General features: G+C 53.2%; 20 protein-coding genes. 12 read left to right on the forward strand and 8 right to left on the reverse strand.

The annotated features are described in order from the left end of the window. Positions 1–59: 59 nt before the first annotated feature. A complete protein-coding gene (locus tag IEW12_RS10710; RefSeq protein WP_188566046.1) occupies positions 60–536 on the forward strand; it encodes a GNAT family N-acetyltransferase in 477 nt (158 codons plus the stop codon). A 39-nt stretch (positions 537–575) separates the two neighbouring features. Here the strand turns inward: IEW12_RS10710 and IEW12_RS10715 are convergent, their stop codons facing one another. Then, a complete protein-coding gene (locus tag IEW12_RS10715; protein WP_188566047.1) occupies positions 576–1,031 on the reverse strand; it encodes a DUF2214 family protein in 456 nt (151 codons plus the stop codon). 188 nt (positions 1,032–1,219) lie between these two features. Beyond that, the gene (locus IEW12_RS10720; RefSeq protein ID WP_188566048.1) at positions 1,220–2,887 is read right to left on the reverse strand and encodes an amidohydrolase; all 1,668 of its coding nucleotides are present in this window, start codon (positions 2,885–2,887) and stop codon (positions 1,220–1,222) included. Positions 2,888–3,051: 164 nt separating this feature from the next. Between IEW12_RS10720 and IEW12_RS10725 the strand changes: the two genes are divergently transcribed. The 6 genes from IEW12_RS10725 to IEW12_RS10750 all read left to right on the forward strand — a co-directional run bounded on the left by IEW12_RS10725 (position 3,052) and on the right by IEW12_RS10750 (position 8,798). Then, entirely contained in the window at positions 3,052–3,663 is a 612-nt protein-coding gene (locus tag IEW12_RS10725) for a GbsR/MarR family transcriptional regulator (protein ID WP_188566049.1), read from the forward strand. A gap of 12 nt (positions 3,664–3,675) precedes the next feature. Continuing rightward, entirely contained in the window at positions 3,676–3,972 is a 297-nt protein-coding gene (gene cydP, locus IEW12_RS10730; protein WP_188566050.1) for a cytochrome oxidase putative small subunit CydP, read from the forward strand. Further along, a complete protein-coding gene (locus IEW12_RS10735; protein ID WP_188566051.1) occupies positions 3,969–5,561 on the forward strand; it encodes a cytochrome ubiquinol oxidase subunit I in 1,593 nt (530 codons plus the stop codon). Before cydP ends, IEW12_RS10735 begins: the two co-directional genes overlap by 4 nt. Further along, positions 5,558–6,700 (forward strand): cytochrome d ubiquinol oxidase subunit II, encoded by a 1,143-nt coding sequence (cydB, locus tag IEW12_RS10740; RefSeq protein ID WP_188566052.1) that lies wholly within the window; start codon positions 5,558–5,560, stop codon positions 6,698–6,700. The genes IEW12_RS10735 and cydB overlap by 4 nt, the downstream gene beginning before the upstream one ends. A gap of 35 nt (positions 6,701–6,735) precedes the next feature. Then, positions 6,736–6,900, forward strand: coding sequence for a cytochrome bd-I oxidase subunit CydX (cydX, locus tag IEW12_RS10745; protein ID WP_188566053.1), 165 nt, complete (start codon positions 6,736–6,738; stop codon positions 6,898–6,900). 332 nt (positions 6,901–7,232) lie between these two features. Beyond that, a complete protein-coding gene (locus IEW12_RS10750) occupies positions 7,233–8,798 on the forward strand; it encodes a transglycosylase SLT domain-containing protein (RefSeq protein WP_188566054.1) in 1,566 nt (521 codons plus the stop codon). Positions 8,799–8,938: 140 nt separating this feature from the next. Here IEW12_RS10750 and IEW12_RS10755 read toward each other — a convergent pair whose 3' ends face one another. From IEW12_RS10755 to IEW12_RS10780, 6 genes are all read right to left on the reverse strand, one after another. Next, a complete protein-coding gene (locus IEW12_RS10755) occupies positions 8,939–10,189 on the reverse strand; it encodes a tetratricopeptide repeat protein (RefSeq protein WP_188566055.1) in 1,251 nt (416 codons plus the stop codon). A 239-nt stretch (positions 10,190–10,428) separates the two neighbouring features. After that, positions 10,429–10,869: an ExbD/TolR family protein gene (locus tag IEW12_RS10760; RefSeq protein WP_188566056.1), complete on the reverse strand. Its 441-nt coding sequence runs from the start codon at positions 10,867–10,869 to the stop codon at positions 10,429–10,431. A gap of 83 nt (positions 10,870–10,952) precedes the next feature. Next, complete coding sequence (locus IEW12_RS10765; protein WP_188566004.1) at positions 10,953–11,384, reverse strand: ExbD/TolR family protein; 432 nt, start codon at positions 11,382–11,384, stop codon at positions 10,953–10,955. A 3-nt stretch (positions 11,385–11,387) separates the two neighbouring features. Further along, on the reverse strand, positions 11,388–12,293 hold the full coding sequence (locus tag IEW12_RS10770; RefSeq protein WP_371874527.1) for a MotA/TolQ/ExbB proton channel family protein: 906 nt from the start codon (positions 12,291–12,293) through the stop codon (positions 11,388–11,390). 94 nt (positions 12,294–12,387) lie between these two features. Beyond that, complete coding sequence (locus IEW12_RS10775) at positions 12,388–13,053, reverse strand: energy transducer TonB (RefSeq protein WP_188566058.1); 666 nt, start codon at positions 13,051–13,053, stop codon at positions 12,388–12,390. A 1,195-nt stretch (positions 13,054–14,248) separates the two neighbouring features. Next, a complete protein-coding gene (locus IEW12_RS10780; protein ID WP_188566059.1) occupies positions 14,249–17,029 on the reverse strand; it encodes a TonB-dependent receptor in 2,781 nt (926 codons plus the stop codon). A gap of 623 nt (positions 17,030–17,652) precedes the next feature. On the opposite strand from IEW12_RS10780, the gene IEW12_RS10785 reads away from it, so the two are divergent. From IEW12_RS10785 to IEW12_RS10805, 5 genes are all read left to right on the forward strand, one after another. Beyond that, positions 17,653–19,455 (forward strand): ABC transporter substrate-binding protein, encoded by a 1,803-nt coding sequence (locus tag IEW12_RS10785; RefSeq protein ID WP_188566060.1) that lies wholly within the window; start codon positions 17,653–17,655, stop codon positions 19,453–19,455. A 117-nt stretch (positions 19,456–19,572) separates the two neighbouring features. Next, on the forward strand, positions 19,573–21,441 hold the full coding sequence (locus IEW12_RS10790; protein WP_229751040.1) for an ABC transporter substrate-binding protein: 1,869 nt from the start codon (positions 19,573–19,575) through the stop codon (positions 21,439–21,441). Positions 21,442–21,529: 88 nt separating this feature from the next. Further along, positions 21,530–22,468 (forward strand): ABC transporter permease, encoded by a 939-nt coding sequence (locus IEW12_RS10795; protein ID WP_188566061.1) that lies wholly within the window; start codon positions 21,530–21,532, stop codon positions 22,466–22,468. Positions 22,469–22,480: 12 nt separating this feature from the next. Further along, on the forward strand, positions 22,481–23,584 hold the full coding sequence (locus IEW12_RS10800; protein ID WP_188566062.1) for an ABC transporter permease: 1,104 nt from the start codon (positions 22,481–22,483) through the stop codon (positions 23,582–23,584). Between the two features lie 9 nt (positions 23,585–23,593). Next, positions 23,594–25,285, forward strand: a complete 1,692-nt coding sequence (locus tag IEW12_RS10805) for an ABC transporter ATP-binding protein (RefSeq protein ID WP_188566063.1) — start codon at positions 23,594–23,596, stop codon at positions 25,283–25,285. Positions 25,286–25,394: the final 109 nt, after the last annotated feature.

A 25,394-nucleotide genomic window follows, 5' to 3' on the forward strand; every position in this document is an offset into this window, starting at 1 on the left:
TACTGTACCTCGATGGCCAAAGCCTTTATCATGGCTGATTAGCCGAGGAATTTGAATTCATGCAAAATAATCAAGCCGACATCAACTGGCAGTGCGCGCGACTGGATGAACTGTCTACCGCACAGCAATACGCAATATTTTCAACCCGCTCAGAAGTGTTTGTCGTGGAGCAGAATTGCGTCTTCCAGGAGATGGATGGCCTGGATCTCGATGCTGTTCACGTTATCGGCTGGGCCGGCGACAATGTCGTGGCAGCCTACCTGCGCATTGTTGCTCCGGGCATCAAGTTTGACGAGCCCTCACTGGGCCGCGTGATCACAAGCAAGAATTTTCGTGGCGGCGGCGCCGGAAAAACCCTGATCGCTGAAGGCATACGCCAACTGGAACGTATCTATCCAGGCCAGGCCATACGCATCGGTGCGCAAGCCTACCTGGAAAAATTCTATGGTTCATTTGGGTTCAAGACGGTGACCGACATCTATCTGGAAGATGACATTCCGCACATAGACATGGTGAGGCCGGCTGGAGGCGTTTAAGCCTCGGCGGCCTGGAAAACGCTACGAAAACTTGAGCCTTTAAGCGCCGAAATAGCCTATGCCCTTGGCCATCAGCGCGGCACTCAGTATCACCAGTACCAACAGCGTCAGTTCCAGGTGGATGATGCCTCGCAGTTTACGTTTTTGCGACAGGCTGAGTTCCGGCACGATGCCCTGCTTCAGCGACTTTCCCCATTTCAAAAACACCATCGTCGGATAGATGGAAATGAGTCCGATCAGAACAAACAAACCCATCTTCGCCATGAAAGGGCCACTGTGCGAATAGTAGGCCGGGCCTTTTTCAAAGTACATCACGCGTAAAAAACCGAGTACCAGAATAAGCCCGGCCGACATGCCGTACAAGGCATCAAAACGCTGTATCTTGCGGGCAGAAGCCAAGGTCAGCGGTTCCGCCAGCAATAGCATCTCTGCAAACAATGTCAGGGCAATAGTAAAGGCTGCCAGGTGGTGAAAGAAAGCCATCCATGCATTCATCGTAAAGTCTCCCTTGCTTGATGTTGTAGAGATTAATATTTCCGGGTTTAAGTGCCTAGCAACTTTATGCGGCCATTCTCACCGGGTTTGCTAGCGCATCAAAGACGGATGCGACGAGATGCACTCAACGGGCGGCGAGCATGACTCAAAGTGGCGCGAACTGCCCTTTCAATCCGCGCCAGCTCATCTTATTTTGCATAGACCTGTTTTCCGGCAACCCAGGTTTGCAGCACTTCCATCTTGTAGATATCCCTGGCGGGCATCTCAAACAGATCCTGGTCGGTAATGATGAAATCTGCCCATTTCCCCGGTTCCAGCGAACCCAATACGGTTTCCTGGTGAGCCGCATACGCGGCATCAATGGTGAAGCAGCGGAAAGCCTCCTTGACCGTCATCGCCTGATCCGCATACCAGCCCTCCACCGGCATATTATTCATATCTTGCCGGGTGACCGCCGCATGGATACCCCAGAACGGGTTTGGCGACTCTACCGGGAAATCCGAGCCGCAAGGAATGATGGAGCCCTGGTTTAAAAAGCTGCGCCACGCATACGCGCCCTTGATGCGCTCCCTGCCTACCCTGGCCTCAGCCATGTTCATATCCGAAGTGGCATGCGTAGGCTGCATGGACGGCAGTATGCCCAATTGCTTGAAGCGCGGGATGTCGCTGAGCGCGACGACCTGGGCATGCTCTATCCTGTGCCGCAAGTCGCCTGCCCCATAGAGCTGGTTCATTTTTTCATAGGCATTCAGTATCTGGCGATTACCTGCATCGCCTATCGCATGCACGTTGACCTGATAGCCTTTCTTGATGGCCTTTTCCATCATCGCGGCGATTTCAGCATCGGTCTTGAATAGCAAGCCATGAGAATCCGGCGCATCCTGGTACGGTTCTATCAGCGCTGCACCACGGCTTCCCAATGCGCCATCGGCAAATAGTTTGACGGCCCGCAAGGCATATTTGTCCTGCGCATACGAAGCCAACGGGCCATTAATTGAAACGCGGTCGAAGAATTGATCAACGCCGCTGATCATGCCGTATACGCGAGTGGTCAATTTGCCGTTGTCCGCATATTCCCGGAACAAGCTGTCGGCCTGCGCAGAAACGCCTGCATCGTGTACGCTGGTCAAGCCGACCTGGCGCAGATTGGCCAGTGCGGCATCCAGTGCTGCGCGATTCTCGGCATCGCTATACGCTGGCACTATCTTGTCGACCAATGCCATCGCCTTGTCCACCAGAACACCGCTGGGGTTGCCTTGCCCATCGCGCTCTATCTTGCCGCCAACCGGGTCCGGTGTGGCTTTGCTGATGCCGGCCAATTGCAATGCCCGGCGATTCGCCCAGCCTGCATGCCCATCCACGCGGCTGAGCCAGACCGGCCTGTCGGCGGCGACAGCATCAATTTCCTGCGCTGTGGGAAAGCGTCCCAGTTTCCATACCGCCTGGTTCCAGCCGCCTCCGCGTATCCACGGAAAATCGGTATGCGCCTTGGCATAGGCAGCCAGCAATTTCTGAGCTTCCGCCAGGCTCTGGCTGGGCCGCAGATCCAGCTCTATGGAACTGGTGCCTAAAGCGAAAATATGCCCGTGAGCGTCGGTCATGCCTGGCAATAAAGTCTTGCCTCCTGCATCCATATGCCGCGCACCCGGCACACGGGCGGCAAGCTCAGCAGAAGATCCGGTAGCAATGATCTTGCCGTCATCAGCGAAAGCAATAGCCTGAAACTGGAACAACTGCCGCTCACTGTTGAAACTGTAGCCGCGAACATTGTCCACTACCGTATCTGCATGGGAAAAACCTCCCAACGTGCAAAGAATCAAACCGGCACAAACTTGAGCGACTGGAGCAAAGCGCATAAGAACCTCAGGCGTTGAATAAGAAATAAGCGAAAAATAAGCAGAATTGTATTTCAAGCAAGGGAGCAGCGGAATAAAACATCGGCGCCGCAAATTGCGGTGGCACGCATTTCTCTATTATTCTATAATTTCAGTAATTACTGAAAATTCAATAGACAAGAGAAATGACTAATCCTCCACTTGTACCCCTAAGCCCGCTCAGCCAGCGTTTTATCCTGCATTTTGGGGAAATGGGTAGCCGCTGGGGTATCAACCGTACGGTAGGGCAAATCTATGCGCTGCTATATGTGCAAGCCAAGCCGCTGAATGCCGACGAGATTGCCGACTACTTGTCTTTTTCCCGCTCCAATGTCAGTATGGGATTAAAGGAATTGCAATCCTGGCGCCTGGTAAAACTGCTACACCAGCCCGGCGACCGGCGTGAATACTTTGAGCCGCCAAAGGATATCTGGGATATTTTCAAGGCCTTGCTGGAAGAGCGCCGGCGGCGGGAAGTGGAGCCTACCCTGTCCATGCTGCGTGATGCCTTGCTGGAAAATCCGGCTAGCGAAGCGGACCGCATCGCCCAGCAGCGCATGCGCGAGATGTATGATTTGATAGAGCTGTCCAGCTCATGGTTCGACGATGTGCAGCGCCTGTCGCCGGAGACCCTGAGCTCGCTGATGAAGATGGGCTCCAAGGTCAAAAAGCTGCTGGATGTACGCGACAAATTCCGCTTCTCCGGCAAGCAGGATGGCGATGAGCACGCCGATCATGATGGTGAAGAGTTCAAGTAAGGGAGCCAGCAGATGCCCGCGCCACCGAACAGACTATCCTCGCTCAACAGCAAGTGGCCGCTGCCCCGCCTCACCCGGCTGCCGCTGGCAGTTGAAATCACGCTGGCCCTGCTGATCAAAATCCTTATCCTGACACTGCTGTGGAAGTTTTTCTTTTCCCATCCGCAGGTAAAGAAAATGCGCATGCCGCTGCCACAGGTTGAACAGCACCTGCTGGCCGAAACCCCGGCAACAAAGCTTGCAACCGCTGCGCCTGCCGTGCCTGCAGCCCCTCCAATTTCAAATACAACCGACAAAGGCTCTCCATGACCTCGATAGATGAAGTCGTCGCGCTGTCGCGGCTGCAGTTTGCAGCCACTGCGATGTATCACTTTCTGTTTGTTCCATTAACGCTCGGCCTGTCCTGGGTCCTGGTCATCATGGAATCCGTGTATGTGATGACCGGCAAGGAAATCTATCGCGACATGACCAAGTTCTGGGGCAAGCTGTTCGGCATCAATTTTGCGATGGGCGTCACCACCGGCCTGACGCTGGAATTTCAGTTCGGCACTAACTGGGCCTACTACTCGCACTACGTCGGCGACATCTTCGGCGTGCCGCTGGCCATTGAGGGCATGATGGCCTTTTTTCTTGAATCAACCTTCGTCGGCCTGTTCTTCTTCGGCTGGGCCCGCCTGTCCAAGGTGCAGCATCTGGGCGTGACCTTTCTTGTCGCGCTGGGCTCCAACCTGTCGGCGCTATGGATATTGATCGCCAACGGCTGGATGAATAATCCTGTCGGCGCCGAGTTCAATTTTGAAACGATGCGCATGGAACTGGTGAACATGCAGGACGTGATTTTCAATCCGGTGGCGCAGGTCAAGTTTGTGCATACGGTGGCGGCCGGTTATGTGACCGCGTCCATGTTTGTGCTGGGTATTTCTGCCTTCTATCTGCTGAGGGCGCGCGACACCGCGTTTGCCTTGCGTTCGTTTGCAGTGGCCGCGGGCTTCGGCCTCGCCGCCACGCTGTCAGTGATCGTGCTCGGTGACGAATCGGGCTACACGGCGGGCGAAGTCAACAAGGTCAAGCTGGCCGCGATTGAAGCGGAATGGAATACCGAGCCGGCGCCGGCCGGCATCACGCTGTTCGGGCTGCCCAACGACAAGGAAGAGCGCACCGACTATGCGGTCAAAATACCGTATGTACTGGGCCTGATTGCAACCCGCTCCGTCGATACCGAGGTCAAAGGCATCAAGGATTTGAAGAAGGAGCACGAGCTCCGCATCCGTAACGGCATGCTGGCCTATGCGGCCCTGCTGAAGTTGAAAGCCGGCGATAAATCACCGGAAGCGCGCGCCGCATTTGACAAGCTGAAAGCCGACCTGGGCTTTGGCCTGCTGCTGAAAAAATATACGGACAAAGTAGTGGACGCAACGCCGGAGCAGATACGCCTGGCTGTGAATGACACGATTCCCAAGGTATGGCCGGTGTTCTGGTCGTTCCGCCTGATGGTGGGACTTGGAATACTATTCCTGGGTATCTTCTCAGCCTCCTTCTATTTCCTGATCCGCAAGCAACTGGCGCCGCAACGCTGGCTGCTGAAGCTGGCAATGTACAGCATTCCATTGCCGTGGATTGCCGCCGAGCTGGGCTGGTTCACTGCCGAATATGGACGCCAGCCGTGGACCATCTCCGGCATCTTACCGACCCATTTGTCGGCATCCAGCCTGCAGCCATCAAGCCTGTATTTCAGCCTGGCCGGTTTCATCGGTTTTTATACAGTACTGCTGGTGATAGAGATGATGCTGATGGTGAAGTATGTGAAACAAGGGCCTAGCAGCCTGCACACCGGCAAGTACCATTTTGAAAATGAAGCACATTCTTCTGCTGGCGCCACTGTAGGAGCGACATCATGATTTTCGACTATGAAACCCTGAAAATTATATGGTGGGGCTTCGTCGGCGTACTCATCATAGGATTTGCCGTCACGGATGGTTTTGACATGGGAGTGGGCATGCTGCTGCCCTTTGTCGGCAAGACCGATGCCGAGCGCCGCGTGCTGCTCAACTCTGTCGGCCCGACCTGGGAAGGTAACCAGACCTGGCTGGTCACTGCTGGAGCCGGCACCTTTGCCGCGTGGCCGCTGGTCTATGGCGCGGCATTCTCGGGCTTCTATGTCGCCATCCTGTTGCTGCTGTTTGCACTGTTCTTCCGGCCGGTGGGCTTTGACTACCGTAGCAAACTGCAGAATCCCACCTGGCGTAATGCCTGGGACTGGGGACTGTTCATCGGCGGTTTCGTGCCGCCACTGATCTTCGGCGTCGCTTTCGGCAATCTGCTGCTGGGAACGCCTTTCAACTATGACGATACGATGCGGGTTACCTATGCAGGCAACTTTTTCGGCTTGCTGAGCCCCTTTGGCCTGCTGTCCGGAATATTGAGCGTAGCCATGCTTGCGATGCACGGCGCCAGCTTCCTGCAGGTGAAAACCGAAGGCGACATTGCGGTACGCGCCCGCAAGGCTTCCGCTATTGCCGCTGCGCTGACCATCGTATGTTTTGTCGGCGCCGGCATATGGATTGCAACCGGAATACAGGGCTACCACATCACCAGCATGCCGCCTGCCGGTTCAGCCTTCATGCCTCTGGCAAAGACAGTGGAAAGGACGCTGGGCGGCTGGATGGGGAATTACACGCTGCAGCCGATGTTATGGCTAGTACCGGCATGCACGATACTCGCGGCACTGCTGTGCCTGCTGTTCAGCCGTGCACAAAAATCCATGGCTGCCTTCATTTCCAGCGGCATTGCGGTAGCGGGGATTATCCTGACCGCAGCCAGCGCGATGTTCCCCTTCATCATGCCCTCCTCACTGGCCCCGAACAGCAGCCTGACCGCGTGGGATGCCGTCTCCAGCCACCGCACTCTGGGCATCATGTTCTGGGTTGTAGTGATCATGATGCCTATTGTCGTGTTGTATACAAGCTGGGTATATCGCGTCATGCGCGGCAAGGTCACGCTGCAGCACATCAAGGAAAATGAGCATTCTGCTTACTAAGTAGCCTACTGATAACGGAAAGAGCGGAGGACAATATGTGGTATTTCACCTGGATACTGGGAGTGGGGCTGGCGCTGGCATTCGGCATCATCAATGTGATGTGGCTGGAGGCTAACTATGCATTTGGCCTGCGCGATGAAGATACAACCAAGGAGCGCTTTGAAGAGGCGATGCGCAAGAATATCAAGATATCGTCATAAATTGCCTTGAATCAGGAATGCGGCACACAGGCAAATGGCAGAAATACTTTTTTTGCTATTTGCCGTTTTTACATGGCCAGACAAAATTAACAGCAAGTTCACACCTATTCCGCGATTTCCCCGCGAATAAAGGCGCCCTGCTCCCGCAGCCTGCTATCCGCGCCAGATCCATCATCCGCAAGCCTGTAAAAACACGTAAGCCCTTATTTTAAAACACAATTTTCTTGTAACATAGCCGACATTTTCCTTGACGCGGCAATCCGCCCTTGCGTACACTCACACGATCCTATTAATCCATCGTCGACTTTGATCGATTAGACAAATTATCGCCTATGAAACAATTCCGACATCGACTATCCCTGGCATTGACATCTGCACTACTGGCATGGGCCGGCCCGCAGATCAGCTATGCAGGAGAAAACGACCTATACGCGCTGGAAACCCAAAATTCCACCAGCACTACCCCTCTCAAGACACCCCTGATTCCGATAGAAGCTTCACCGGAAAATCCCCCCCAAGAAGAAGTAGCGGCGCTGAACGCGATTGCGCCCGAAGTAGATCTGTGGGGCAGGATACGCAAGGGCTATGCAATCCCCGACATCGATAACCAGCTCGTCGCCAACCAGGTGAACTGGTATAGCTCGCGCGCCGACTACATACAGCGCACAGTGGAGCGCGGTTCGCGCTATCTGTTCCATGTGGTCGAGGAATTGGAAAAGCGCGGCATGCCGACTGAGCTCGCCTTGCTGCCCTTCATCGAGTCCGCATTCAATCCCCAGGCCTTGTCTACAGCCAAAGCCTCCGGCATGTGGCAGTTCATGGCGGCAACCGGGCGCGACTTCAACCTGAAACAGAATATGTTCAAGGACGACAGGCGCGGCGTCATCGATTCTACCGATGCGGCACTGACTTACCTGGAACGCCTGCATGGCATGTTCGGCGACTGGCAATTGGCGCTGGCCGCTTACAACTGGGGCGAAGGCTCGGTGCAACGTGCGATCAAGAAACAGCAGGCGCTTGGCCTGCCGACGGATTTTGAAAGCATGTCCTCGCTGATGCCGCTGGAGACCAGGAACTACCTGCCGAAGCTGCAGGCAGTCAAGAATATTATCGGCCACCCTGAGCAATACAGCATCAGCCTGCCCAAACTGGATAACCAGCCCTACTTCGTCACGATAGAAAAGACCCGCGACATCGATGTGCGCGTGGCTGCCAAGCTGGCGGAATTATCGGTGAGCGAATTCAATGCGCTGAATCCGCAGTTCAACCGCCCGGTGATTACCGGCGACAGCAACACCAAGATCCTGCTGCCGATGGAAAATGCCGCATTGTTCAAGGAAAACCTGAGCAAATGGCAAGGGCCTTTGTCCACCTGGTCCACGCATACGGTAGGAAAAACCGAGCGAGTGGAATCGCTGGCCACCAGGCTGGGACTGAAACCGGAAGTCCTGCGTGAAGTGAACCTGATCCCGGCAAAGATGCTGGTCAAGGCCGGTTCTACGCTGCTGATACCTAAATCGTCCAAGACGCCGGATCAGGATATTTCGATGGAAATTGCAGAGAAAGCGCAATTGATCATAGAAAAGAATCCACCTCCCGGCCGCCAGGTCAGTTTCAAGGTCGGCAAGCATGACAGCCTGAATTCAGTCGCCAAGCGCTACAAGGTGAGCGTTGCGCAATTGAAGGACTGGAATAATCTGAAGCGTGACAATATAGCCGCCGGCCAGACCCTGCAAATCCACCTGCCCTATGTTGCCGCCGCACGGGGCAAAGCACCAGTACGCTTAGCTGCCCACGGTTCAGCAGCAAAGCCGGCGCACGGTAATGCGGCACACAAGGCTGCACCGGCGAAGATCATGGTGGCTAGCGCCAAGCCTGTGAAGAGGCGGCACGGTTAATCATCTGCTGCCAGGCAAAAGCAGGCAGCAAGCAGGCATAAAAAAATGGCGCAGAATATTCTGCGCCATTTTTATTTTTGCTACCGTCAGCCCCTAGTGCAAGGAGCTAACGGCTGTTCTTGCTTCAGCCACTGCCTGAATTACTTGGCCTGATTGGCGTAGATGATCCAGTAACGGGCCAGATCAGCAGTACCGTCTTTGCCTTGCACGGTTTTCAGGACTTTGATCGCATTGGATTTCTTACCAGCTTGCAAATAGGCAATACCCAAATGCAGCTTGGCGTCGTCAGGATGTTTCAGGTTATCTTTAGCGATGCCTTTTTCCATCATGGCCAGACCTTTGTCAGCCTGTCCGTTGGTCACATACAGGTAACCCAGATTCACCAGACCGGTGCCGTCTTTGTTTTGCTCTGCTTCAGTTTCTGCAGCAGCCAGGCCTTTATTGCTTTCAGCCAGGTTCTTGTTGGCCAAGTCACGCAGGCGCTTGTGACGCTCTGCTTCTGCACCCGCACCCAGCGCGCCGGATTTATAGCCCTGGTCGATCAATTTGATTGCTTCAGCCGGATAACCCGCTTGCAAGGACAACTGCGACATTTCCATGAAATCGTTGGTCTTCGTCAGTTGGCCTACTGCCAGCTTCAGGCGATACAGATCCAGCGACATACGCTCGGAGAAGCCAGGCTTGCCGGGCAAACGGTTCAACATATCTGCCCACAGTTCTTTTTTCGGATAGTAGGTCAGCAACTTCTCCAGTGCACTGACATAACCAGCCTTGTCATTTTGCTTCAACGCTGCATTTGCATACAACTGCAGGCTGGTTTCGCTAGGCGTACGGCCTGCTTTTTCATCTGAAGCCAGGTCAGCCTGTACTTCTTTCAAAGTACGGCCATAGTCACCGCTCATATACAGGGACTGGATCAGGAAAGGACGCATTGCAGGATCGCTACCGCCATCGGCATTGAATTTACCGATGGTCTGGACTGTCTTCGCGTAGTTACCGGCCTTATAGTAGGCGCCAGCCAAAGCTTTCAGATAAGTCAGGTGGTCAGGCCCAGTCAGCTTGTTGGTAGCCAGCACAGCTTCATACGCGCGGATTGCGGTGTCGTTATCGCCTGCTGCATTTGCAACAGCAGCACGCATACGCTCAATCGTGAAGTTTTCGTTGGCATTCTTGCCGCTGATACTATCGGTCTCGCGCAGCTTGGCCAGCGCTTCCTTGTATTTTTTTGCCTTGAACATCTCGCCGGCAGCTTGTACGTGCTTGCCGATTTCAGGGCGCAGGGCTTCTTGTGCGTAGGCAGTATTGCCGACAAAGCCGGTCAATTCAGGGACGGAACTCAGGCCAATAACAGCGAGCAGCACAGCCAGACGTGACAGACGAAATTGCTTCATATTTTGATCTCTCAATCAACAAATTTAATGAATTGTGGATTCAGCACAGGTGATGCGGAGTGTATACCATGTTACGTACGGAGTTGATAAAAACTAGACGATAACATATTGCTCAAGCCATGCATCTGAACTGCGAATCCCGTGAATATGAAAAATGGCAGGGATAACCCTGCCATTCTTTTATCTTAAGCTAGATTTTAGCACTGACCAATCCAGGAGCAACGTGCAAAATTAACGAATTAATCGTTAATGAACTGCTCGTTACCGATCATGCCTATCTTGGTCACGCCCAGACGCTGTGCCGAGGCCATCACTGCTGCCACCGACTTGTATGCCACCAGCTTGTTGGGCTTCAAATGCACTTCCGGCTGATCCGGTTGCGCCGCTACTTCACGCAGCTTGGCTTCCAGTTCGCCGCGGCCGCCGCTCAGGGCAACGCCGTTCCACAGTACTGTTCCGTCAAAGTCCACGTCGATCGTGATCACCGTTGGCTCTGTCAGCGGTTTGGCTGGCGAGCTGGTCGGCATGTTCAGATTGACTGCGTGATTTTGAATCGGGATGGTAATGATCAGCATGATGATCAACACCAGCATAACGTCGATCAACGGCGTCATGTTCATCTCGATCATCGGTTCCGGGTCGGCGGAGCTGCCTCCGCCTGAGCCTATATTCATCCCCATGTGGGTTCCTTTCTTCCGTTAGTTGTAGCCATTTGCTAATCTGCCTGCGTCCTCTCCCCTTGCAGGGAGAGGTGCCTGGCTGATTAGCCTCCGCGTGGTGGCGGTTCGGTCACAAATCCGACCTTGGCTATTCCTGCGCGCTGTGCTGTCAGGATCACCTTGCCGACATACTTATACTGGGCGTTTTGGTCGCCGCGGATATGCAGTTCAGGCTGAGGTACCATCACAGCGACTTTCTTCAGCTTTTCAAACAACGCTGCCGTATCGGCTACTGGTGCTTCATTCCAGAACATCTGGCCTTCTTTATCGATGGCCAGATTGATGTTTTCTGGTTTGGTCTTGTACGGCTGATTTGTCTCAGACGGCAGTTTGACCGGTACGGTGTGCGTGACGACGGGAATGGTGATCAGGAAGATGATCAGCAGTACCAACATAACGTCGACTAGCGGCGTGGTGTTGATGGTACTGTTGACTTCGTCTTCGCCGTCTCCATCATTGCCTATTGCCATTGCCATGATTTAGCCTACTTTTTTGATGCTGGCTGCGCCAGAAGCTTTGGACATGGCACCGGACAATACGACGGAGTGCAGGTCGGCGCTGAACGCACGAACGTCTTCCATTGCTGTCTTGTTACGGCGTACCAGGAAGTTGTAACCCAATACCGCAGGAACCGCTACACCCAGACCGATCGCGGTCATGATCAGCGCTTCACCCACTGGACCTGCTACCTTGTCGATCGATGCCTGGCCTGCTACACCAATCGCTGTCAGCGCATTGTAAATACCCCAAACGGTACCGAACAGACCGACGAACGGTGCTGTGGAACCAACTGTTGCCAGGAAAGCCAGGCCATCTTGCAGACGGCTTTGTACTTTGTCTACTGCGCGCTGGATGGACATCGTTACCCAGGAGTTCAGGTCGATTTGTTCCAGCAGGGCGCCTTCGTGGTGGTCGGTCGCTTTGGTCGCTGTTTCGGCGATGAAGCGGAATGGGCTGCCTTCTTTCAGGCTGGTTACGCCAGCTTGTACGGAAGCGGCTTTCCAGAACTTGGTTTTAGCGTCTTTTGCCTGGCCGCTCATTTTGAGCTGGTCAACAAATTTGGTGATCAGGATGTACCAGCTGCCCATGGACATGATGGCCATGATGATCAGTGTGGAGCGTGCTACGAAGTCGCCGCCTTTCCACAGGGCGTCCAGGCCGTATGGATTGTCGACTGTTTCTTTCGCTACTGCTGGTGCTGCTACGTCAGTTGGCGCTGCTGCTGGAGCAGCTGCTTCTGCTGCTGGAGCAGCTGCTGGTGCGGATGCGGTGGCAGAGGCAGCGTCGGCAGCGGTCGCTTGTGGCGCAGCTACGAAGGCTGTTGCAGTTGTCAGGGAGAACAAGACTGCCGCAAATAATGAAGATAAACGGGTTTTCATGAACATACTTCCTTAAAATTTAAATTAATGCTTACGTTTGGTTTGTATAACTTGAGTAGCTTTTGGCTCCAGTCCTAGGTCAGGTCTTCAGCCGCTTGTCTTACTCAAGCTTCCATACGTAGTTCACCTTGGTCCAGAGCTGTTGCGGTTTGCCATCGACTGTGCCTGGTTTGTTTTTGCAGCTGCCCGACATCAGTTGGGATTTCACTGCATTGTCCAGATTTCTAAATCCACTGGATTTTTCAATCTTGACGTCTGATACGCTGCCGTCTGCTCCGATCAACACGGCCAGTCCTACTGTCCCTGTCTCTTCGTTACGCAATGACGCTCTTGGCCATTCCGGTTTGCAGCCTGCTGCGTTGAAATCGATCACGGCTGCTACCGATACCGGACCTGTCGTTGCTTTGACCGGCGCATCTACCGGCGCTGTAACAGTCTTAGGCAACTGGTCCGTCGTCGGCTTGACTTGTGTCGAGACGATCGTCGGTTGCTGTACCTGCGGCTGTACCTGCACTTCCGGCGGCGGAATGAACGGCGGCGGCGGTGCGGCCAGTTTTGGCGGCGGTGGCGGTGGCGTTTCTGGAGGTGGTGGCGGTGGCTTGACCTCCTCTACGATCTTGGTTTCCAACGGCTTTTGCACTACTTCTAATATCTTGTGCCCCAAACCATTGAGCAGCGCATACACCAGCGCCAAGTGAAATACGACTACCAGCGCCAAGCCCGTAAACTTCTTACCGGGCTCCTGCTGTCGTTCCGAAAAATCCATACCTACTTCCTCCAATACCACTGCATTTTACTACCGGGCTTAAACAAGACACGCATTATAAATGCATTTAGCCAATAAAAAGGTATATGAAATTAAATCCGCCCGCAAAAAAAACAGGCGAAAGATCAACATTCAGGCACCAACAATTCAATCAATGCAATATAACATGCTTGAATTGCCATACCCTCCCAAAACGCACTTCAAAAAAGCAAAAAATCACCTCATTTGTCTCTCGCCATTTTTTTGTAAATTAATTGCCACTGAACAAGAAATTACGTCTGTTTATGAAAATTAAAATAGCAAAAAAATTTTGGATTGCGCATGGAACCACTAGTAGGCCATGCCTGTCAATACCGTAACTTAGAGGTCCAAGCCAAAAAACAACAAGGAATTTTCCCTAGGAGAATCCCAATTTTGAGGCATTCTTTTTTTGTGCTCTGCAATATAAAATTGCCTGCTTCTCGCTTTTCTCGTCTTCAAATTCTTAAAATTTGTCGCTTGGCTATCGGGTCAGAATAAAATTTCCTCCCACTGCCAATATCCGAAGAAAAAAACTGCATCAGTTTGGTGCAAAGCAATATGTTTTATCAAAAAAAATGGCACCAAAGAATATTAAAAAGACCATTTTTCACAACCAAACCATGCGTAATTTGCATGCAATAAAAAGATTTATTTTTTAGATTTTTTCAACATAAGCTAACTTTTAGCAAAGTAAAAGCTAATGCAAAAATCGAGCAAGCCTATCCCAATCGCGGTGCACTACAAAAGCACAATTCAGTAAATTAGCAAATTCCATGCCGGATACTAAGGTATGGCTTGCCATCTGCGCTCGCACCCTCTTTCAATCTGCCGAAAACCGGGCTAATGCGCCGCTATCCGCTGTCTGACGCAGCAACGAACCAACGCCCCGTATAAAGCGGGCGGTGAGCGAGCAAGCTCTCCCCGCAGACGCATCATGCCGACAGAGGCTCTTCAGGACAGGCACAAGGTCCGTCCAGTGCTTTGCGCGCAAGAAACGGCAAAGAGAGGCATTAACGCGTCGGGGACGCCCTATCCTAGCATTGCAAGCCCCGGCAAGACTTGAATAAGGCATCTAATTAATAGTGTAGTCCAAATAAAAAAACGCCTGGAATCGCTTCCAGGCGTTTTATATTCAAGACGGATGATTTAAACCAGGTTTAAATCATTTACGTACTTAGAATGTGTAACGAGCACCCACTGTGAAGTAACGGCCAACCGCGCCCGATTGATGCAGGGATGGGTTGTAGTTGATTTGGCCGTATGTTTGTACGTCCAAAGGAGCCATTCTGTCGAACAAGTTGTTGATCGAACCAGTAACTTCCCAGTTTTTGGATACTTTCCACTTGCCGTACAGATCCAGCGTAGTGAAGGAAGCGATACGGCAACCGAGGTAGCCATTACCGTTTTCATCTGTATCCAGGCAATCACCGCCCAGTTGGTTGGTGTCGCTAATGCTGCTGACATAGTTCACTGTACCTGTCAGAGAGTAAGCACCACGTTCCCAGCCCAGTGTGAACGAAGCACGGGTACGTGGAGTACCGCCGTCACCGGACAAGTTTGTATCACCGTGAGTACCGGCGAATTCTTGTACGGAGCCGTCTGCGTTAGTACGCTGGAACTTGGACATGTAGCTGACAGTCAGACCTGCATTCAACTTGCCATATGCTTCCAGGTCATACTTTGCGCGCAGATCAACGTCGATACCGCGAACTTCTGTTTGGCTGGCATTAACATACGGTGCCTTAACCAACAGGATAGGACCAACCAGGCCTGGGAAGTCAGATGTTGGCTCGCCGCGTACGATCACAGCGTTAGGATTGCCGGCTGGGTTAGCGATTGCGCTAGCTGGGTCGGAACCTGTGATTTCGTTCTTGCGAACGATACGCCATGCGTCCACTGCAACGCTGAAGTTCTTGATAGGCTCAACCACGAAACCGAGGCTGTAGCTCTTAGATTCTTCAGGCTTCACAGAAGAGTTACCTACTGTAATCGCACCGATGGATTTGGTTGTGGAGCAATCCAATGCCAGGTGAGTCACAGGGCAGCGTACTGGATCGACGTTATATTGTGTAAACGCGGAAACTGCACTATTGCCGTTTTCAGATGCGCTAGGAGCACGGAAGCCTTCAGCATAAGTACCGCGGAAAGCGATAGCCGATGTTGGAGTGAACTTGAAGCCAATCTTCGGTGTTGTGGAATTGCCGTAGTCGGAATAATGATCCGTACGAGCCGCCAATTGGAATTCCAGGGATTTGATCACTGGCAGAGCCAACTCAGCGTACAGAGCGGATACATTACGTGTACCTTGAGCAGCAGCATAACCCAGGCCGGTGATATCGTTGATATCAGTGTATGGCGTGGCTTGGCTATCTACTTTTTCACGACGGTACTCAGCACCCACCGCGATACCGGCAGCGCCACCCGGCAAGTTGAACAATTCACGAGTCGCTTTGAAATCGATAGAGTTCAATTCGGTTGTCGCAGTATTGTTCAAAGTCGGGAATACGGCAGCCAGAACTGCTGGTGTATTCAGGTTGAAGTTTTGACCGATACGGTAAGTTCCGTTTGCCAGAGCAGCTTTCAGGGCGCTAGTACGGTAGTAACCGTTCTGTGTCCTGTCTGTTTTGCTCTTTGCGTACATCACGCCAGTATCGTAATCCCAGTCAGCGAATGTACCTTTGATACCGGCAACAACGCGAGTAACGGTTGTTTCCAGATCAGAAGTACGTGGCTCAGACGCAGCGACGAAACGTGGGCGTGCTGCATTGTTCGGGAATGGATTGTCTGGGTGGCCGATAGGCAACAATACTTGATCCGGACCGGATGCAGTATTGTTAACGCGTTGGTGCACCAAGTCAAAACCTGTGCCGCTCATGCCGGAAGGTGTTGTGGATGTCCATGCCTTGTTGTTGAATACGCCAACCTCAGCATACGCCTGAGTATCAGCATTCAGCTGGAATACGCCACGTGTAAACAGGTTGATGGATTGTGTTTCAGGCTGGATCTGCGCGAATTTCACTGGATCCCACAAGCAACCGCCGCCGGCGTTGTCGCCAGCTACGCCTGCGCCCGGATCAACTGGCTGGCCGTTACAGCCTGGAGCCAAGTTCTGGATATTGCCGGCTGGAGCACCGCTTGCATCCACTGGACGCACTGTACCAACCTGGCTGCTGCCGCCTGCATTACCTGCAGTGGTGTAGCCGCCGCGCTGGTCACGACCGCCCCAAGGACGCGCATCCGCTGTACCCAGGTAGTCGCTACGATTACGCTGCCAGATGACTTCCTGCTTCTTCGCATCGATGTTCACGAAGAAGTTGTATTTGTCGGATTGCAGGTTACCGAAACCGAAAGTGCCGGATGCGCTGGAAGTTGTACCGTCACCGTGGCCGGATGTACCAACCGAAGCGGAGATCGTTTTGCCTTCATAGCTTTGACGCAAGATGATGTTGATAACACCGGCAATCGCGTCGGAACCGTAAATCGCTGATGCGCCGTCTTTCAGCACTTCAATACGATCTACTGCTTCGAAAGGAATGGAGTTCAAGTCAACGAAGCTACGTTGGCCGTCATCACCGAAACCGTAGGACGCTGTACGGCGACCGTTGATCAGCACCAGAGTGGAATTAACTGTCAGGCCGCGCAGGGAAACACCGGAGGCGCTACCTGCAAAACCAGCGGAAAACGAGCTGCTGATACTACCGTTATTATCGGCGGACAGGCTACGAACCACGTCGGCGATAGAAGTCTTGCCAGATTGCTCAATATCCTTGCGAGTCAGGACTTGAGTATTTGCAATGCCTTCAGACTCGGTTCTCTTGATGTTGGAACCAGTAATCTCAACCCTTTGCACAGTTTCCTGCGCCAGCACAGGCTGCGCCAGGAAACCGATACTTACAGCGATACTGCCAGAAAATATGGCTCTCACTGATCGGGACAATATTCTTTCTTTTAACATTTTTTTTAAACTCCTAAGGAAAAGTTTAGAGAAGCTTCTCTAGACACTGAATATTTCTAGTGCACCCCGGTGTAAAAAAACCGGCGTTTTTTCCGCTTACACTTGTAAATGAACGTATCAAAAAATAATCTTGATGGCGCATGGAACCACTTCCGGCGTACCCCTGTCAACACTGGTAAATTGCAGTTTCCCCAAAAAACAACAGCCCATTTTTCATAGCTAAATCACGGTTTTTTCGCTGCATCATTTTTGTGCTGCGCAATACAAAAACCGCATGTGTTTATGTTCGTTACATTGGGTCCGACTTTTAGTTTGCATCATTCCGCCAATACCAAAATAAAGTGCCCGCCAAAAGCCGATATATCTACTGAATATCTGAATTTTGTGTCCTTTTGTTTCAGTCATGTATCGCTAGATTACAATTACCAAAAGACAATTTTTTGTAAAACCCCATTAATTTCTCCTATGGGAAGTCAAAAAACGCACAATTTCGGTGCAATATTTGACGGAAATTTTTTCTTAAAATATTCCGTCTTGCATTGACTTGCGTTATGGTTACGGCTTTTTTGGGTTCTTCGGCGTCCCAGAAAATGCTCATTTAAAAAAGTGTGAGGTGACGCAAGATGTTGGAACGACAATTACAACAATTCAAAACGCGGCTGGGCACGTATGCGCTGCTGTTGCTTGCCTGCACGAGCGCTCCCCACCTTGCCCAGGCGGCCAATCCAGCCGATCCCAATAAAGTCATCAGGCAAGCTTTTGAGGCAGCGGATGATGGTTTTGACATGGTAAAAACGCAAAACCATTACTCAGGCTGGGTCAGCGAGGCAATCTTTGAACCCTTGTTGTCGTATGACTATCTGGCCAGCCCGGCAAAACTGATTCCCAAAACCGCAGAAGCCATGCCCGAGGTCACTGAAAACGGCAGGGTATTCACCTTCAAGATCAAACCAGGCATCTACTTTGCCGCGGACGAGGCGTTCAAGGGCAAGAAACACGAGCTGACTGCGGAGGATTACATCTATACCTTCAAGCGGGTGATGGATCCTGTCAATCGCTCTCCGCATACCAGTTTCATTGACGGCAAGATACTCGGCATGGCCGATGCAATTGCAAAGGCAAAGAAAACCGGCAAGTTCGACTATGACGCCCCTATCCCTGGCCTGAGGGCTGTGGACCGCTACACGCTGCGCATAGAACTGAACGCAACTGACTACAACTTCCTTTATATCGTGGCCTATGGCGCATTCGGCGCCGTGTCGCGCGAGGTCATTGATGCGTACGGCCAGCAAACCGGCCTGCACCCGGTAGGCACCGGGCCTTACATGATAGAAAAGTACGTACCGCGCAGCAAAATCATCCTGGTGGCAAATCCGGAATACCGCGGCACCACCTGGGATTTCCAATCAACCGGCAGCGCCTGGGATGAGCAAATCGTCAAGGATATGAAGGGCAAGAAACTGCCACAGGTCGGCCGTGTAGAAATCAGCATCATAGAAGAAGAGCAATCCCGCTGGCTGGCCTTCCAGGATGGGCAGATCGACGTCGACAAGATGCCGCAAATCGCCGCTCCCACCGTGCTGGACGGCGACAAGCTGAAGCCGAGCTTTGTCAGCCAGAATATCCGCATGAACCGCGTGCCCGATGCTGGAACGACATTCACGGTTTTCAATATGCGCGACCCTGTAGTCGGCGGATATACGAACGACAAAATAGCCCTGCGCAGGGCGATTGCCATGTCTTACAGCCATGCTGATGAAATCACTCAGATGCGGCTGGGACAGGCCATCAAGGATGAAATGATGATTCCTGTCGGCGTGGTCGGCTATGACCCCAAATACCGTAGCAGCATTCCACACGATATCAATCTTGCCAATAAACTGCTGGACCACTTCGGCTACAAGCGTGGCGCCGATGGATATCGGACCATGCCGGACGGCAGTCCGCTCGTCATCAAGAAAACCACCGAGGCAAAAGCGGAATTCAAGGTGCAGTCGGAGATATGGAAAAAAGGGCTGGACCAACTGGGGATAAGAGTAGAGTTCGTCGTCGGCAATTTTGCCGACAACATGAAGGCGGCAACCCTGTGCAAGATAGGAATGTGGAACACAGCCTGGAACGCCGATTTTCCTGACGGCGAAAATTTCATGCAACTGCTGTATGGCCCCAAGGCAGAACAGGGCAATCTGGCCTGCTACCAGTCTGCCGCCTACGATGCATTGTACAAAAAAGCCGTTTCGCTGCCACTAGGCGAGGAACGCAATAAGCTCTATGCGCAAATGAACCGCCAGATGGAAGCCGACACGCCGTGGCTGATGAACTCTACCCGCATCCGCAGCTGGCTGGTGCGTCCTTGGGTGAAAGGCTTCAAAAAACACCCTATCCTGCATGCCGACTGGGAATACATAGACGTCGACAAGCATTAAATTGTCTTGCACCGGGAACTCGCCGCATCAAAACAATCAAATAGGGGCGCGTTCTTGGTGTAAATTTGCACACACGCAGCCAGCACCCACACCATCCTGCACAGAGGATCATTAATAATGAAGTCACGTCTTTTATCCATGCATTTTCCCCGCGCTACACGCTTTACGTGCCTTAAGCGCCTTGCCCGCTCGGCTTTTATCAGCGGCATGCTGGGCCTCGCTGCTTGCTCCGTCGCTGGAGCGACCTATGCCGCCCCAGCGGCGAATGGCGCCGATCCGGACAAAGTGCTGAAATGGGTATTCAATGTGGCAGAAACCGGCTTCGATCCCGCCGTCACACGCGACTTATATACAAACGGCATCAATTACAATGTCTTTGAAACCCTGTATTCCTACGATTACCTGGCTTCGCCGGTGAAACTGATACCGAGGACAGCAGATGCACTGCCTGAAATCTCCGCCGATGCGAAGACCTATACGATCAGGCTGAAAAAGGGTATCTACTTTACCGACGACCCTGTGTTTGGCGGTAAAAAGCGCGAGCTGACGATGGCAGACTATATGTACACCATCAAGCGCCTGTTCGATCCCAAGCTGGCCTCGCCGCACGCATGGCTGTTTGAGGGAAAGATCGTCGGCCTTGATGACCTGGCAAAAGAAGCCAAGAAAACAGGCAAGTTCGATTATGACGCCAAGGTCGCCGGCCTGGAGCTGGTGGACAAGTACACGCTGCGCCTGCATCTGACCCGGCCCGACTTCAACATGGGGCTGATCCTGGCACACAACCCGACCGGTGCGGTGGCACGGGAAGTCATAGAAAAATACAGGAACGTGCAAGGTGCTGTACTGGACCGCCCGGTAGGTACCGGCCCTTACATCGTCGCTCTGGACGAGTGGGTGCGTGGTGCAAAAATCGTCCTGCTCGCCAACCCGGGCTTCCGCGGCTATATATGGGATTTCCAGGGCGGATCCAACCCTGAGGACCAGAAGATCATGGCAGCGATGAAAGGCAAGCGCATGCCGCAGATCGGCCGTATTGAAATCAGCGTCATGCTGGAAGACCAGTCGCGCTGGCTGGCATTCCAGAATGACGAAGTAGACCTGTTTGAACTGGAAGGCCCTCTGGCACCGCAGGCGCTGGACGATGGCAAGCTCAAACCGGCGCTGGCAAAAAAAGGCATACAGTTGTCTCGCATCCCGGATCCGGAACTGACCTACTACTACTGGAATATGCAGGACCCCGTGCTCGGTGGTTTCAGCAAGGAAAAAATTGCGCTACGCCGTGCCTTTGCAATGTCGCACAACGTCGACGAAGAGATTCGGATCGTCTATAACGGCAATGCGGTGGCACTGAACTTCCCGGTTCCACCCGGCGTCATCGGCCATGACCCTAACTACAAGAGCAGCGTGCAATACAACCCGGCAGCAGCCAATGCGCTGCTGGACAAATTCGGCTACAAAAAAGGCCCGGACGGTTATCGCACCCTGCCAGACGGCAAGCCGCTGGAAATACGCTACAGCGCCCGTTCCGGCCCAGTAGGCAAGCTACAAACTGAAGTCTGGAAAAAATCCTACGACTCTATCGGCGTGCGAATGAAGGAAGACTTGCTGCAGTTCAGCGAATTGCTGAAGGCAGAGCAGAATTGCAAGCTGCAGACGCGCAATGCGCCATGGCTGGCAGACTATCCAGACGGCGACAACTTCATGCAATTGTTCTATGGTCCAAATACCGGCCAGAACAACAACGGCTGCGTGAAGATACCCGAATACGACAAGCTGTACGTGGAATCGCAAAAATTGCCGCCAGGCCCTGAGCGTGATCTGCTGTACCACAAGATGGCACGCGTCATGGAAGTCAACGCTGCGCAATTGATGGGCTTTGCCCGCTACCGCAGCATGCTGGCGCAACCCAGAGTCATAGGCTACAAAAAACACCCCATCATCTACGGTGAATGGATGTTCTTCGATATTGAAAAACATCAATGATACCGGCGCAAACAGAATTCCAGGCATCCGCAGAGATGCCCCTATCAAGTAACTATATAAGTATCTATAAAAACCACGAGAGTATCCAATGACAGCCTATATACTGCGCCGCATCTGGCAAATGGCTCCCACCATGCTCGGCGTCATCCTGCTGGTGTTTGTCCTGTTCAACTGGGTAGGTGGAGACCCCGCCTATATCCTGGCCGGCAAGATGTCGAATCCCGAAATGATTGCGAACATCCGCAAACAATTGGGCATAGACCAGCCCTACTACGTGCAGTTATGGATCTTTATCAAGCAGATCGTCACATTTGACTTTGGCGCGAGCTGGAGTACAGGCGAATCCGTATCGTCCATCCTTGCTACCCGCCTCGGACCATCGATGACGGTGCTGGTGCCGCTGACAATCATTGAGACCCTGGTAGCGATCCGCTTGGCGCTGGGTATCGCATTCAAGCGCGGCACCGTGACGGACCGTTCCGTCATGATTGCCTGCACCATCGGCATGTCGGTCAGTATCCTGGTGTACATCATTGTCGGCCAGTACGTATTCGCCTATAAATTCGGCTGGTTCCCGGTGCAAGGCTGGGGCGACAGCTTCTTTGAAAACCTGTTCAAGTACTCTGCCCTCCCCATCCTGATTGCACTGGCTGTCGGTGTCGCTCCCAGTCTGCGCCTGTTCCGCACCTTTGCGCTGGATGAGGTGAACCAGGACTATGTCAGGACCGCCCGCGCCAAAGGCGTGTCCGAGAGAAGGATCAAATGGGTACACGTACTGCGCAATGCATCCATCCCCATCATCACGCATGTGATGTCCAATTTGCCGGCACTGCTGATCGGTGCATTCCTGATTGAGCGCTTTTTCTCGATACCAGGCATAGGCCGTGAGGTGATACTCGCTGTGGAACGTAGTGACTTCCCTGTGATCAAGGCGATTACCGTCTATGTCGCGGCAGCCACCATGTTGTTTAATCTGTTGACCGATCTGTTGTACCAGGCGGTTGATCCACGCGTACAGTTGAAATAATAGGGATCACGCATGTCCACAACAATACAAACTCAAGTTTCCCCAGGACTCTGGGCATTGGCATGGCGCCGCCTGCGCGCCGACAAAGTAGCGATGACAGCGATGGGCATCGTTATCGCCTTCCTCATCATCTTGCTGCTGTCAGCCACCGGCGTCATCGCCAGCGACTGGGAACAGGAAGTCGCCGTCAGCTATGCGCCGCCGGGCTTCATCGGTGCAGATGCCGCTGCAACGGGCAAGGTGGCAGCGGAGGCGCCGCCGCCGGAAAATCCACTGGATCCGTTGAAAGACATTATCCGTGAGCTGCGCAAGGAGCCGAATCGCGTGCCTGACGTCATCGTCAACGATTACGGCATTCCAGACCCATTGGCAAAGGAGATGGCCGAGATTCGCCAGGAACTGGCCAAGGTCGGTAAAGCCACTGTGCTGGAAAAGCAGACTACCCTGACCTTCGGCGCAGACAAATGGGGCCATGACATCATCAAGAAAACCATCAAGGGTGCTGAAACTTCGATCGTGGTTGGCCTGGTCGCTGCTTTCCTGGCGACCCTGCTGGGCACCGTATTTGGCGCATCCGCCGGCTACTTCGGCGGCAAGGTCGATGATTTCTTCAACTGGTTCTATAGCATCTTCACATCCATTCCCTACCTGCTGCTGATCCTGGCAGTGGCGGCAGTCTTGCAGCAAAAAGGCATCACGACGATCATCCTGATCCTGGCCTTCACCGGCTGGACCGGCCCTTTCCGCCTGATACGCGCTGAATACATGAAACACAAGGCGCGCGAATACGTGTGGGCGGCAGATGCGATAGGCGCGTCCAACTGGCGCAAGATGTTTGTACATATTTTCCCGAATGTCAGCCACGTGGCGCTGGTGCAGGTATCGATACTGGTGGTCGGATTCATCAAGTCCGAGGTGATCCTGAGTTTCCTCGGCTTTGGCGTGCCGGTCGGTGTGGTGTCCTGGGGCAGTATGCTGAATGAGGCACAGAACGAATTGATATTGGGCAAATGGTGGCAATTGACTGCAGCGACGGCAGGCATGGCGGTGCTGGTAACGGCATTTTCCTTGTTCACGGATGCATTGCGTGACGCTCTCGACCCCAAGCTGAAATAAGGACCTGCCATGAGCCAAGATACATTATTAAAAGTAGAAAACCTGCGCGTCAGCTTCCGTGTCAACAAAAAAGAAAGCGTAGAGACCGTCAAGGGCATTTCCTTTGATATCCCGCGCGACTCCACGGTAGCGCTGGTCGGAGAATCCGGTAGCGGCAAGTCGGTCAGCTCGCTCGCCATCATGGGTTTGCTGCCGCCTGATACGTCCAGCATAGACCCGGCCAGCAAGATACTGTTTGAGGGCCGCAGCCTGCTGGAGCTGAGCATCGAGCAAAGGCGCGACCTGTGCGGCAAGGAAATCTCAATGATTTTCCAGGAACCGATGACCTCGCTGAATCCGGTATTTACCGTAGGCTTCCAGATCGGTGAAGTATTGCGCCTGCATATGGGCATGGACGCCAAACAGGCGCGCAAGCGTTCGATTGAGCTGCTGGGAGAAGTGGGCATCCCCGATCCGTCTACCAAGATCGATGCCTTCCCGAGCCAGATGTCAGGCGGCCAGCAGCAGCGTGTGATGATTGCAATGGCGATTGCCTGCGAACCCAAGCTGCTGATTGCCGATGAGCCGACTACCGCGCTAGACGTCACGATACAGAAACAGATCATCGACCTGATCGAAGCACTACGCAAGCGCCACAAGATGTCAGTGCTGTTCATCACGCATGACCTGGCACTGGTCGGTGAAATTGCCGACCACGTCATCGTGATGCGCAATGGCGAAGTGCGGGAAGCCGGCGACGTCAGGCAAATATTTGAGCAGCCGAAAGACACATATACCCAGGCCCTGCTGCATTGCCGCCCTTCGCTGGACTCCCGCCCATGGCGGCTGCCGGTGATCAGCGACTTCATGAATAACAACGGCGCGCTGCTTGAGCAAAAAGAAAGGCCGCGCGGCCTGACAGGCTCGGAAGACATCGTGCTGGAAGTACGCAATCTCGGCAAGAGCTTCTATAGCCGCGAAGGCTTCTTCGGCAAGAAGGAATTTCGCGCAGTGGAAGATGTGTCGTTCAAGCTGGCCCGCGGCAAGACGCTGGGTGTTGTAGGAGAATCCGGCTCGGGCAAGACCACCGTCGGCCTGACCTTGATGCGTCTGCATCAGGCGACGTCCGGCCAGGCTATCTTTGAAGGCAAGGACATCCTGTCCATGTCCAACAAGGAATTCCTGCAATACAAGCGCCGTATCCAGATCATTTTCCAGAATCCCTATGCATCGCTGAACCCGCGCTTTACCGTCGGCCAGATCCTGATGGAACCGATGCTGATACATGGCATAGGCGCCAATGACGGCGAGCGCTCGAAGATGGCCTATCAGCTATTGGAAAAAGTCGGCTTGCCCACCGCTGCCTTCCATCGCTATCCGCATGAATTTTCCGGCGGCCAGCGCCAGCGTATCGCCATTGCGCGCTGTCTGACGATGAAGCCGGAAGTGCTGGTTTGCGATGAATCGGTGTCGGCTCTGGATGTATCGGTGCAGGCGCAGGTGCTGAACCTGCTGCAGGATCTGCAGGAAGAATTTGGCTTGTCCTATATCTTCATCTCGCATGACCTGGCAGTCGTCAAATACATTGCCGACCAGGTGATGGTGATGAACAAAGGCAAGGTGGTGGAATTGGCCAATTCGGATGATCTGTATCACAATCCGACGCAGCCCTATACCAAAACCCTGCTGAATGCGATCCCCCGCGGTTTGCACAGCCACTAAAGAAAATAGCCGCAGCAAGGAAATCCTTCTGCGGTTTTTTTGTTTTCCGTATCTAGTTTCACATGCGCTGTGCCGGTTAGGCGCCAGAGAAACTGTTAAGCAACGCATA

Source organism: Parundibacterium terreum (genome assembly GCF_014636315.1).
GTDB classification, from domain to species: Bacteria; Pseudomonadota; Gammaproteobacteria; order Burkholderiales; family Burkholderiaceae_D; genus Undibacterium; species Undibacterium terreum.